General features: G+C 68.4%; 12 protein-coding genes and 1 tRNA gene. 7 read left to right on the top strand and 6 right to left on the bottom strand.

The features are described 5' to 3' along the window. Window positions 1-1,114, bottom strand: a 1,114-nt coding sequence (locus BN4348_RS49240; protein ID WP_084454355.1) for a PPE family protein, incomplete at its 3' end; no start/stop codon positions are given. A 60-nt stretch (window positions 1,115-1,174) separates the two neighbouring features. Further along, on the bottom strand, window positions 1,175-2,035 hold the full coding sequence (locus BN4348_RS49235) for a PPE family protein, SVP subgroup (protein ID WP_066915233.1): 861 nt from the start codon (window positions 2,033-2,035) through the stop codon (window positions 1,175-1,177). A gap of 356 nt (window positions 2,036-2,391) precedes the next feature. Here BN4348_RS49235 and BN4348_RS49230 point away from each other — a divergent pair. The 6 genes from BN4348_RS49230 to BN4348_RS49205 all read left to right on the top strand — a co-directional run bounded on the left by BN4348_RS49230 (window position 2,392) and on the right by BN4348_RS49205 (window position 6,930). After that, window positions 2,392-2,465: transfer RNA gene (locus BN4348_RS49230), tRNA-Leu, on the top strand. Window positions 2,466-2,510: 45 nt separating this feature from the next. After that, window positions 2,511-3,323, top strand: a complete 813-nt coding sequence (locus tag BN4348_RS49225; protein ID WP_066915231.1) for a class I SAM-dependent methyltransferase — start codon at window positions 2,511-2,513, stop codon at window positions 3,321-3,323. Window positions 3,324-3,428: 105 nt separating this feature from the next. Beyond that, the gene (locus tag BN4348_RS49220) at window positions 3,429-4,211 is read left to right on the top strand and encodes a hypothetical protein (RefSeq protein WP_066915229.1); all 783 of its coding nucleotides are present in this window, start codon (window positions 3,429-3,431) and stop codon (window positions 4,209-4,211) included. A 19-nt stretch (window positions 4,212-4,230) separates the two neighbouring features. Continuing rightward, complete coding sequence (locus tag BN4348_RS49215; protein WP_084454351.1) at window positions 4,231-5,835, top strand: esterase-like activity of phytase family protein; 1,605 nt, start codon at window positions 4,231-4,233, stop codon at window positions 5,833-5,835. A 19-nt stretch (window positions 5,836-5,854) separates the two neighbouring features. Next, window positions 5,855-6,229 (top strand): ArsR/SmtB family transcription factor, encoded by a 375-nt coding sequence (locus BN4348_RS49210; protein WP_066915225.1) that lies wholly within the window; start codon window positions 5,855-5,857, stop codon window positions 6,227-6,229. Between the two features lie 131 nt (window positions 6,230-6,360). Beyond that, a complete protein-coding gene (locus tag BN4348_RS49205) occupies window positions 6,361-6,930 on the top strand; it encodes a cation transporter (RefSeq protein WP_235852920.1) in 570 nt (189 codons plus the stop codon). 66 nt (window positions 6,931-6,996) lie between these two features. On the opposite strand, the gene BN4348_RS49200 is transcribed toward BN4348_RS49205, so the two are convergent. The 4 genes from BN4348_RS49200 to csoR all read right to left on the bottom strand — a co-directional run bounded on the left by BN4348_RS49200 (window position 6,997) and on the right by csoR (window position 10,811). After that, window positions 6,997-7,572, bottom strand: coding sequence for a hypothetical protein (locus BN4348_RS49200; protein ID WP_066915220.1), 576 nt, complete (start codon window positions 7,570-7,572; stop codon window positions 6,997-6,999). 77 nt (window positions 7,573-7,649) lie between these two features. Beyond that, window positions 7,650-10,085, bottom strand: a complete 2,436-nt coding sequence (locus BN4348_RS49195; protein WP_066915218.1) for a copper-translocating P-type ATPase — start codon at window positions 10,083-10,085, stop codon at window positions 7,650-7,652. Then, a complete protein-coding gene (locus tag BN4348_RS49190) occupies window positions 10,075-10,368 on the bottom strand; it encodes a DUF1490 family protein (protein ID WP_096866308.1) in 294 nt (97 codons plus the stop codon). The genes BN4348_RS49195 and BN4348_RS49190 overlap by 11 nt, the downstream gene beginning before the upstream one ends. A gap of 83 nt (window positions 10,369-10,451) precedes the next feature. Continuing rightward, window positions 10,452-10,811, bottom strand: coding sequence for a copper-sensing transcriptional repressor CsoR (csoR, locus tag BN4348_RS49185; RefSeq protein ID WP_066915214.1), 360 nt, complete (start codon window positions 10,809-10,811; stop codon window positions 10,452-10,454). Between the two features lie 163 nt (window positions 10,812-10,974). Here csoR and BN4348_RS49180 point away from each other — a divergent pair, with 163 nt between their 5' ends. Further along, window positions 10,975-11,679 carry a DUF2182 domain-containing protein gene (locus tag BN4348_RS49180; protein WP_235852789.1) on the top strand — a complete coding sequence of 235 codons (705 nt, stop codon included), beginning with the start codon at window positions 10,975-10,977 and terminating at the stop codon, window positions 11,677-11,679. Window positions 11,680-11,956: the final 277 nt, after the last annotated feature.

Raw genomic sequence — 11,956 nt, 5'->3', positions numbered from 1 at the left:
CCCCCGCCATTCCGGGCATGCCGGGCATCGCCGCGACGGGCTCGGCCTCGGCGGCGGCTGTCCAGCCGGAGCCCTCGAGCGGAGCGGTCGACGAGGCCAGCGTCGCCGGGGCGGCCGAAGACCAGCTGGCCGGGACCGACAGGCCGCCGACCGTGGAGGCCTCGGCCAAGCCCGCCGACATCCCTCCGCCGCCCACGCTGTTGACCAGGGCGCCTTCCGCCGCGACACCCCCGGCGAGCGGAGTGACGGAGTCGACGGTCGACCACGGCACGGCCGGAATTGCGCCCACTGTGTGCCCGAACGACACCGCCGTCGGGATGGTGTTGCCGACGAACCACGCCGCGGTCACACCGAATTGCTGGACCAAGTTGAAGTTGAACAGCGTGCCGAAGAAACCGTCCGCCGCATTCAGCACCTCCGCTGGCCCAGGGAACGCGGTCGAGAAAGCGTTCCATATCTCGGTACCGAAGGACTCGGTCCCAAAGTTCGCCAACAGGCCACTCAACCCCGTCGCCGCGCTGTTGCTCTGGGCGGACGCCAAGGCGGTAGACACCGCGGCACCTTGGGTGGCGGCCGCGGCCGGACTGGCGGTCGGCGACGCCGGCGTCAGCGGCTGAAGGACCGAGGAGGCCGCCGCGCTGGCCGCGTATGTGTACATCGTGAGCGCGTCTTGGACCCACATTTCCATGTATTGGGCCTCAGTGGCCATGATCGCTGGCGTATTGATGCCCAGGAAGTTGGTCGCCACCAGCGCCGCCAGCAGTGACCTGTTAGCGGCGATCACCGGCGGGGGCACGGTCCCCGCAAAGGCTGCCTCGTAGGCGGCCGCCGCGGTCGACGCCTGAGCGCCGGCTTGCTCGGCCGCCGCGGAGGTCGTGGTCAGCCAGGAAATGTACGGCGCGGCCGCGGCCGCCGCCGCCGCCGACCCCGCACCCGTCCACTGCTCGCCGGTCAACGTCCCGACGATCGATTCCCAGGAGGACGCGGTGGTGCTGAGCTCGGCCGCCAGGTTGCTCCAGGCCGTCGCAGCGGCCATGAGCGGTCCGGAACCGGCGCCGGCGTACATGAGGCTGGAGTTGATCTCGGGGGGCAAGGCTGCAAAATCGAGAACCATTTTTCTGTATCCCGTTCTTTTGTTGGAGAGCTGTTTGCTTTGGTGTGCGCGTGACGGCTGCTAGACGGCCGTCGGCTTCGGCATGACGATGGGCTTGACGCCGTAGCGCGGGGCGCCGAAGCCGGCGCTGTTGCGGGCGGCCGCCCCCAATCCCGGCATCCCGGGCACGATCGTCCCCGGGCCGGCCTGCGGTGCGGCGCCGGTCCAGCCGACGGTCTGAACAGCGGTGACGGGACTGGCCCCGGGTGTGAAACTGCCGGCCCAGCTCGGCGGAACCGACAACTTGCCGACCATGGTCGCCTGGCCGGTGCTGGCGACCGGCATCGCGGCCATGGCGCCCGCGCCCCCTAGGCCCCCGGCCGGCGCCACCGCGTTCACATCCGCCGCGCCCGCCGCCGCGCCTGCCGCGTCACCAGCAGCGGTGCTGGCGGAAGTATCTATCAGGCCGCCGCCGGCCATGCCGAGGCAGTCGGACATGGCCGACGCCCAGTTGCCGCCCTCGAAGCTGAGGAAGTTGGCCGAGTTGCCCGAAAAGCTGAGTGGGTTTCCACCCGAGCTGTTGAGCGGGCCGCCGAGGAATGTGGCGATGTTGGTCAAGCCATTGGCGATGGTGTCGTACGGGCTGGCCGCCGCGCTCGCGTTGGCGGCCTCGGTGGCGGTGTAGGTGCCGGAGCTGAGGCCGAGTGTCTGCACGAACTGCTGTTGCATCGACTGAGCCTCGGCCGCGAGCTGCTGGTAGAGCGTGCCGTACGTCGAGAAGATTCCCGCCTGTAGACCCGATACCGGGTCGGCGGCCGCGGGAGCGATGGTCGTCGTCGGTGCCGCGGCCCCCGCATTCTGCGCCGTCAGTGAACTGCCGATCCCTTCCAGCTGTGCCGCCGCGGCGAGCAACTCTTCAGGAATTGTTGTCAGAAACGACATCTTCTGCTCCTAGTGTTGGGAACTTGCCGAACCCCACCCGGTGGCCCGGCACTGTGTGTTCGCGTAACGGCTCCTGTGCGTCGGCGTAAGGTTAACGAGCCACGACTCCACAGTCCCGGCGGAAAAGGCTAGGGTGACGGGCGTTTACGGCTTCTTAACGACGACGCGAGCAGTTTTAACAAGGTCCTGTCGGCCGACATAGCACTGTCATCTGAGATGCCCCCGCAAAGCATCAAGAGGCGCGCGGAGCGCGCATCCTAGGCCAACCGCGGCTGGGTCGCATCGGTGGATTTTCGCCGATTTTTGGTGGGGCGCGACGCCCGTCGTGCGGCGCCGCGCGCTAGATTCGCCGCCGGGCCCCCATAGCCCAATTGGCAGAGGCAGCGGACTTAAAATCCGTCCAGTGTCGGTTCGAGTCCGACTGGGGGCACGGCGTCCGGGTGATGCTCAGGACGCACCAAACAAGGGACCCGCGATGACCGACGAACGTCCGGCTACCCACCCGCACGGGCGGCACGAGTCGGTGCCGCGTGCCCATCAGCGGCGCTCCGCGGAGGACTCCGCGGCTTACCTGCTGCCCAGCCTGGAGGCGGGTTCGTCGGTGCTGGACATCGGCTGCGGTCCCGGGACGATCACCGCCGACCTCGCCCAGCGGGTGGTGCCCGGAACGGTGCTGGCCGTCGACCTGTTCGCCGGCGTCCTCGAGGTGGCCCGCGCCGAGATCGAGCGGCGCCACCTGGCCAACGTCACGTTCGCCACCGCCGACGTGCACCGGCTCGACTTCCCCGACGACGCCTTCGACGTCGTCCATGCGCACCAGGTGCTGCAGCACGTGGCCGATCCGGTGCGGGCGTTGCGGGAGATGAAGCGGGTGTGCCGCCCGGGTGGGATCGTCGCCGCGCGCGACGCCGACTACGGGGGGTTCGTGTGGTTCCCGCAGCTTCCCGCGCTCGACCTGTGGCGGGACCTGTATTGCCGGGCGGCCCGTGCCAACCGCGGCGAGCCGGACGCGGGCCGGCGGCTGTTGTCGTGGGCGCTGGCGGCCGGGTTCGACGACGTCGCGCCGACGGGCAGCGTCTGGTGCTACGCGACGCCCGAGACCCGTGACTGGTGGGGCGGGATGTGGGCCGACCGGATCCTGCACTCGGGCGTGGCCCGCGAGCTGTTGCGGTTGGGCCTGGCGACGACCGCGCAGCTCGAGGAGATCGCGGCGGCGTGGCGGGCGTGGGCGGCGGCCCCGGACGGCTGGCTGTCCATCCCGCACGGTGAGATCCTGTGCCACGCGTGAACGCGGCCCAATCCCTGTCGAGTATCGGGTGCATCCCGGCGTCATCGGTGCCACCGCCGTTGCCGCCGACGGCGCCGCGAAGCCACCCTCATACACTGACCCCCCGTGGGCATGCTGTTTTGCTTGGCGCCGTGGATCGTCTATTGGGTGCTGGTCGGTAACGTTCCGTTCGCCGCCGCCGCGCTCGTCGCGCTGGCGCTCGCCGTCGCGGTGATTGCGGCGGGTCGCTCGACGGGCAGTCCGTGGGACGCATTCCAAGTCGGCTCTGCCGCAGTGTTTTTGGTGCTGACAATCCTGGCGCTCGTGCTCGATGACTCGCTCAACCAGCGGTGGATATTGCCGCTGGGCAACGCCGGGCTTTTTGTGACAGCTCTGGTCGGCGCGCTGACCGGCAAGCCGTTCACGCACGCATCGGCCGCCGCCGAACAACCCGACGACGTCGTCAAGACGGAGCTGTTCGCCCGGATGGCCGGCGTGCTGACCTGGGTCTGGATCGCCGCGTTCGCCGGCATGACGGTGTCCTCGACGATCCCGCCGATCGCCAACGTCGATGCGACGATCCTCGACACCAAGACGCCGCTGTCCTATATCTGTTACTGGGTCATTCCGCTCTCGCTGTGGGGCGTGGCGGCGCTGGCCTCGGGCGTCCTGCCCGGCCGGATGCTGGCCGGGATCGAGGACGTCGCCCGCGAGACCTCCTTCGTCGCGTACGACGAGGCCACCATCGACGAGCTCTACTACCTGGCACAGGAACACGCCAACCGCGAGGTCGGCCCCGGCAAGGAGGCCTACAACGTCAAAGTCGGGGGAATGGGAACCCCGCTGACGGGTGACGAGTCGCGAAAGTCGTGGCCCTCCACGTACAAAGTGCGCGATAAGCGGCGTTAGAAGCGCAAAGATCGTCGTCATGGCATCACCTCGCGGGACATCGCTGCCCGGGTGGCTGGCGGCGGGAACGGCATTGATCACCGTGGCGGCGTGCTCGTCGGATCCGCCGCCGTCGCTCTCGGCGCCGTCGTTGAAGGAACTGAGCACCGGCGCGGGAAAGGTTCTGACGATCTCGCCGGACCAGCTGTTGGCGGCCACCAGCGGCGTCACACCGGTGGCCTTCGGCAAGCCCGCCCATGGCAACATCGCGTACGGCGCGTACGGGGCGATGATCTACACGCCGGACGCCGGCTTCACCGGCACGGATCAGCTTCCGGTCACCGTCAGCCACGCCGTCAGGCTCTACGCCGAGGACGAGGCGCCGTTGCTGATCGTCGGCGAGGTCGCCGTGCAAGCCAACGCGCACGGCTCCGCGATCGCCGCGGTGCCCGGCAGCACCGACGAGATCTACGGCCTGTCCGACCGGGGCCCCAACGTCGACGGGCGTACCCCGGGCGAGAAGGTGCTTCCGGTACCGAGTTTCCATCCGCAGATCGCCAAGCTCAAACTCGCCCGCGGCGTGGCGTCGCTGGAGCAGATCATCACGCTGACCGGAGAGGACGGCGCGCCGCTGGTGGGGCTCGTCGACCCGCGGGCCGCCACCGGCGAGTCGATGGTGGACCTCAACGGCAACCGCCTGCCGCAGTCGGATCACGGCCTGGACACCGAGGGCCTGGTCGCCATGCCCGACGGCACGTTCTGGGTATCCGACGAGTACGGCCCGTTCGTGGTCCACTTCGACGCCAACGGCAAAGAGCTGGAACGGCTTTCGCCGTTCGACGGCAGCCTGCCCGCGGAGCTCGCGCTGCGCAGCCCGAATCAGGGCATGGAGGGGCTGACCATCACCCCCGACGGCGGCACCCTGGTGGGCATCATGCAATCGGCGCTGGCCACCCCGGGCTTGGCCGGCTCATCCCGGTCGGTTCCGCTGACCCGGATCGTGACCATCGACCTCGCCAACCGTGGCGACGTACGCGAGTACCTCTATCCACTGGCCAACCCGCAGCAGACAAAGGTCGGGGTGTCGGAAATCACCGCGTTGAGCGCCACCACGTTCCTGGTCGACGAGCGCGACGACGCGCCGCAGCCCAACGGCAACAAGAAAATCTGGGTGGCCGACATCTCCGGGGCCACCGACGTCGGGCCGCACTCGAGGGCCCCGGGGGCTACCTATCAGGCGGGTGCCGGCGGGCTGCTGATCGACGGTGTTCCCGTCGAGACGTTCGTCGGCGTCGGCAGCGACGCGGCGGCGGCCGCCAAACTCAAGGCGGCCGGGATCGTGCTGGCCACCAAGTCGCTCAAGCTCGATCTCGGGGATCTGGTGCGAACGCTCTCGGCGGATGGCAATTTCTTCGGGCACGACAAGATCGAAGGGGTCATCAGCCGGGACGGCGGCAACACGCTGATCATCGCCAACGACAGCGATTTTGGGCTGGCCGGGCTCGCCTCCGATGCGCCGCCGTTTCAGCTCAAGCCCAAGATGCTGCCCAACGGCACCCAGGACAGCGGCGAGGTCCTCGTCGTCGACACCACCCGGCTGCCCGCCACCACCGAATCGGTGACCGTGCCGATCAACGTCGGCTAGAAGGCGATAACATCGCCATATGGCGATGATCGCGGTGACGGGCGAAGTGGCGCGCCTGGAACTCGCGCCGGCGGCGGCGCTGTTTCGTTCGCTGGGTGATCCGACTCGATTGGCGATCGTGCGCCGGCTCGCGGCGGGCCCGGCGCGCGTCGTCGACCTGGTCGAGTCCGTTGGTTTGGCGCAGTCCACGGTGTCCAAACACCTTGCCTGCCTTCGAGACTGCGGCCTCGTAGCGTCTGACCCGGTAGGGCGCGCCTCTTTGTTCCGGTTGAACCAGCCCGCGCTGGTTGAGCTCCTTGCCTGCGCGGAGAACGTGTTGGAGGCCACCGGCCAAGCGGTGGCGATATGCGCGACCTATGGCATCGACAACCACTCGGCAAAGGGCGCCCGGTGACCGGCGCCGAGTCGCCGACGGGCACGGCTGCGACCGATGAACACACCTGCTGCGATGCGGTTCAGCCCGCACGGACCGGGCCGGTTGCACTCGACGCGCAGTGGCACCGTGCGGCCCGGCGGGCGCGCTGGCTGTCCTGGGCCAGCCTGGCCTGGATGCTCACCGAGGGCGTGATCGGGCTTTGGCAGGGCCTCATCGTCGGCTCGATCGCCCTGACCGGATGGGCGCTGGGCAGCGCGGTCGAGGGCCTGGCCAGCGTGATCGTGATCTGGCGATTCACCGGCTCGCGTACCCTGTTCGACAGCGCCGAACGGCGCGCCCAACGCGGGGTCGCGGTGTCGTTCTGGCTGCTGGCTCCGTACATCGCCGCCGAATCCATCCAACACCTGCTTGGCCGGCACCGTGCGGAACCCACCGTGATCGGCATCGCGCTTACAGCTGTCGCGCTACTCGTCATGCCGATTCTCGGCCGCGTCAAACACAAGCTCGGCGCACGGCTGGGCTCGAACGCGACCGCCGGCGAGGGGACCCAGAATTACCTCTGCGCCGTCCAGGCCGCCGCGGTCCTGGCCGGCCTCGTGATCACCGCGGGCTCGCCCGGCGGCAGGTGGCTCGACCCGGTCATCGGCCTGGGCATCGCCGGTGCCGCGGTCTGGGAGGGTATCCAATCCTGGCGCGGCGACGACTGCTGCGCCGGGTGACGGCGCACCCGACTACGGGGGAAAAATGTAGCCGCCGTGGTCGATTCGCGAATGGCCGTTGCCGGGCTATGGCCGGCCAGGCCCCATCATGCCGCCGGGTCCCATCATTCGGCCGCTGCCGCCCATCATGCCTTGCATCATTGCGGGCATTCCGTCGCGCACGAATCCGCTGACCTCGCGGGCGTGGGCGCGGATGGCGTTGGTCAAGGCAGGGTCGTCGGAGGTTTCTTCGACGGTGACGCCCGTGGGTGTGAGGGTCAGCTGTCGGCGGTAGCCGTCGGCGTTGCGGAACAGCGTTGGCAGGCTTTGACTCATGCACATGACTTCTCGGCCCTGGTCGACGTGCGAATACATACTCGACACGTGTGCGTGCAGTTGCGCGGCGAGATCGGGAGCGTTCGACTGGGTGGTGGTGCGCACGCCGCCCGGGATCTCCTCGACCGTGCGGATGATCTCGGTGTGCCGGTTGAACATCTCCATGTAGAGGCTCATGTCGGCGGGACTGGCGCCCATCATGCCGCCGTCGGTCAGGCGGATGCGCAGGACAGGTGAGCCAACGATTCCGCGCACCGCGTATCCGATACCCGCCACCGCACTGGCGGCGAGCGCAGTGAGCGCTGCCCGCCGGGTGAAGTTAGCCATGTGATGACCTCCTGGGCACGTTGTCGAACTGTCTCGTGTGAATGAGCTTGGGGCTCAAGGCTCCACGCGCAGCTACCTCAGCAGCCGGTCGCCGTCGTCGGTCTCACTTCGGCCAACGCCAGCTGCCGCCACCCCGCGTATCGAGCGCCGCCAGCGTCTGGGCCGAATCGGCGTAGCCGCAGGGAGTTCGTCACCACGCTGACTGAAGAGAATCCCATTGCGGCGCCGGCGATGACGGGGTTGAGCAAGCCGAACGCGGCGAGGGGGATCGCGGCGGTGTTGTAGCCGAAGGCCCAGCCGAGGTTCTGGTAGATCGTGCGCAGTGTCTGCCTGGACAGCTCGATCGCCCGCACGACTCCGTCGAGCCGCCCCGACATCAGCGTGATGTCGGAGGCCTCGATGGCCACGTCGGTACCAGTGCCGATAGCAATGCCCAGGTCGGCCTGCACAAGGGCGGGCGCGTCGTTGACGCCATCGCCAACCATCGCGACCACCCGGCCCTCATCCTGCAGCCCCCGGATCGCGGTTACCTTGTCTTCGGGTAACACCTCGGCCAGGACTCGGTCGATCCCGACCTGTTTGGCGATCGCGGCGGCCGTGCGGGCATTGTCACCGGTGATCATGACCACGTGTAGGCCCATGGCGTGCAATTGACCGACCACGTCACTCGCGTCGTCTTTGACCGTGTCGGCCACCGCGAGCACACCCACAACCTGGCCATCGCGGCCGACGAAGATGGCGGTGCGGCCCTGCTCTTCGAGCTCAATTGCCGCCGTGGAAAGCTGCTCTGGCAGATCCAGATTGTGCTCGGCGATCAGCTTGCGCCGGCCGACCAGCACAGGATGGCCGTCGATTTCGGCCCGCACCCCATGCCCGGCCAGGCTGGCGAAAGCTGTGGCGACCGGAATCTGCAAGCCGCGCTCGCGGGCACCGGCCACCACGGCCGCGCCGATGGGGTGCTCGGAGCCCGACTCGACCGCAGCGGCGATCCCCAGCACGTGATCAGGCTGGCGCCGCTTGCCGGCGATCACGTCGGTGAGCCGCATTTGGGCGCGGGTAAGGGTGCCGGTCTTGTCGAACACCACGGTGTCGATCTTCTTGGAGGCTTCCAGCACCTCACCGCCCTTGATCAGGATTCCCATGTCCGCGCCCCGGCCGGTGCCGACCGTGATCGCGGTCGGCGTCGCCAGGCCCAGCGCGCACGGGCAGGCGATGATCAGCACCGCTACGGCCGCGGTCATGCCGGCGAGCGGGTTGGCGGCGAGCAGCGTCCACCCGGCGAACGTCGCAAGGGCAACTCCGACGACGGCCGGGACGAACACCGCCGAGACACGATCGGCCAAGCGCTGCACGGGGGCCTTGCCACCCTGTGCCTGCTCGACCAGGCGCACGATATGGGCCAGCGCCGTGTCGGCGCCCACGGCCGTGGCGCGCACGGTCAGCACGCCGTCGACGTTGGCGGTTGCTCCGGCGACATGGTCACCGACCGCTTTTTCGACGGGAACCGACTCGCCGGTCAGCATCGACTCATCGACGGCGGCGCGTCCGTCGACAACCTGCCCGTCGACCGGGATCTTCTCTCCCGGCCGCACCCGGACCAGGTCTCCGACTTGCACCTGTTCGACCGGGACAAGCATCTCTTGGCCGTCGACGAGCAGGCACGCTTCCTTGGCGCCCATCTCCAGCAGCTTGCCGATGGCCTCCGAGGCCTTGCCGGTGGCGGTGGCCTCGAAATAGCGGCCCAGCACCACGAACGCGATGATCAACGCCGCGGTGTCGAAAAACAAAGGCCCGCCCGCGAATACCTCATAGGTGGAGTAGAAGAACGCGGTCAAGGTGCCCAGCGCGATGAGCGTATCCATACTCGCGGTCCACGCCCGCGCCTGCTGGACCGCCTCTTTGAGGAATGGCCAACCGGCCACGAATTGCACGGGTACCGTTGCAGCCAGAGCCAGCCACGGCGCCCACGGATAGGCGCCGAAAAACATTGTCACGGCCGATACCAACAGCCCCAACGGCAGGGCCAGCCACAGCCTTCGCAGCCATGTCCGCCGTTGGCGCCGGTTGTCCTCGCTCGCCGCCGGCCGGCCGCAGGTGGACTGGCCCGACTGGCAGCCGCCACCGGTCTTGGCCGCGGTGTCGCCGTCCGGCGAACGGCCGAGCAGGCGTCGGACCGCGCCGCCGAACCTGCGCAGCGCGCCGGTGGCATGGACGTCCGCCGAGTGGGGGGCACGCGCGGGTACGGAGTGTGCGGGGATGTGCCGTGCATCCGCGATCGCCGCCAAAACCGCGGCCGTGTCGCAGATTTCGGAAGAGTACAAGATCACCACCGACTCCGAGCGCGGGTATGCATACACCCCGCGCACGCCGGTCACCGTGGCGACCGCGTCTTCGATCGCGACGGCCCGAACGTCGTCGAAGCGAAACCCGTTGGCGTGCACACGCATCCGTCCGGATGCGTCGGAGATGACCTTCAGCGCGACATCGCCGTCGGCGATGGTGTCAGTGGTCATCGGTGTTGCCAGGCTCCGCCGCGACCGGTGCGACGTCGTCGCCGACGCGCTCTTTGGCCTCGGCGATCACGTCGGCGGCGGTCAGTCGAGCGCGTTCGGCACCCTCGCCGGCCTTGCGTTCGGCCTCGCGGGCCACGCGCATTCCCCATGCCGTGACGGTGACGGTCGCCGCGCGCAGCGGCACCTTCGCCACCCCCCTGCGCAGGGCCTCATACGCCGCGACTCCGACCGCGCCGGTCACCACCGTGGGCACCGCCTTGGCCGCAAATCCATGCAATGCCAACATCTTCAAAGCTCCTTCATCTCGTCGCCCCGTCACGCGGTGGCGCGTCGTGGTTTGTTTTGACCCCAAGAACCCGCCTGCCGTTATCGGCCCCTGCCCGCCACCGCGGGCTCCTTGGCGGTGTTTTCGCCGACCGCGGCACCGCCGAGTTGTGCCTGCGGGCCGGTCAACGCCGGGGTGAACTTGACGGCGTCAATCAGCTCGTCGATGGCAGCTTGCCCACGGCCATCGAGTACCGCCGAGGAAAAACACGTCTCCAAGTGGTTGTGCAACATCACCCGATTGGCCCGTTCCAGCGAGGACTGCACCGCCGAGATCTGCTTCATCACATCCACGCAATACGCGTCGGACTCCAGCATCCGGATGATCCCGTCGAGGTGTCCCCGGACCGTCTTGAGCCGATTTAGGGCCGCGTGCTTTTTGGCCGTCAGTTCCTCGCCCATAGCTGATCTCTCACTCCCGTCGACTAGCGGACTCACTCCACCGTACCCCACCCCGGGTGGGGTGGGTAGTGTTTGGGTCTGAGTTTAATTCTGGGCGCAACCGAGGGGAGTGGCTTACGTGGATAGTGGTCGAGGATTGGGGTGGTCGCGGACTGACGTCTGGTTGCCCGCATTGCTGCTTGGCTTGGCGAGTCTGGGCTGGTGGTGGTCCGTGGTCAGCGCGGCGAGCATGCGCGGCGACGCGATGCCGATGAATGCCGCATCCACGATGTCGTTGGCCGCGTTTCTCGTTGCATGGGTGGCAATGATGGCCGCGATGATGCTTCCCGCCGTCCTGCCCGTCGCCGGTAGGTATGTGCGCGCCGCCGCCGGCAACGCCGTTCCGGCCATCCTCTTCGTCGCCGGGTACCTGGCCGTCTGGACGGTGGTGGGCCTCCCGGCGTTTCTGGCGTCGACGCGCCTGAACCCGGTGTTGCACAGCTGTCCGTGGGTCGGCCGCGTCGCCGGGGTGGTGGCGCTGGTCGCGGGACTGCATCAGCTCAGCCCGCTCAAAGCCCTGTGCCTGCGCCACTGTCGCTGGCACATGTCCTTGCCGGCGGGCAAAGATCCCAAGAGCCGGACGTGGGCGCTTACCGCCGGAGGCCGCTACGGCCTCTATTGTCTTGGTTCTTGTTGGATGCTGATGCTTGTGCTGATCGCTTTTGGCACAATGCAATTGGCGTGGATGCTGGCGCTCGCGGTTGTCATCTGGCTGGAAAAGGTCGCCCCTTTCGGCGATGCGCTGCGCCGCCTCACGGCGGTGCTGCTCGTCGTCCTTGGTTTTGCGCTACTGGTGCACCCCGCGTTCGTCACCCACCTCATCTCATGAGACCCCGCGGCCGCGCTCGATTCGGCGCCACGTGCGCCGCGGCCGAATTCGGATACGTTGGTGGCGGTGGGGCGCCTCGGACGAGCCGCACGCGCTCCGTGTCCCCATAACCGACGAAGGAGCACCGCGATGAACGCGCCCACTTCTGACGCCATCCGCGCGGAAACGGTCACGATCACGGGCCACGGCGGCGACGAGATCGAGGCCTACCGGGCGATCCCGCTGGCCGAGGGATCGCGCGGCGGAATCGTGTGGATCCACCACATGCCCGGCTACG

The sequence above is a fragment of the Mycobacterium interjectum genome (assembly GCF_900078675.2).
Taxonomy (GTDB): Bacteria; Actinomycetota; Actinomycetes; order Mycobacteriales; family Mycobacteriaceae; genus Mycobacterium; species Mycobacterium interjectum.
This window is presented reverse-complemented; position numbering and strand designations above follow the sequence as displayed.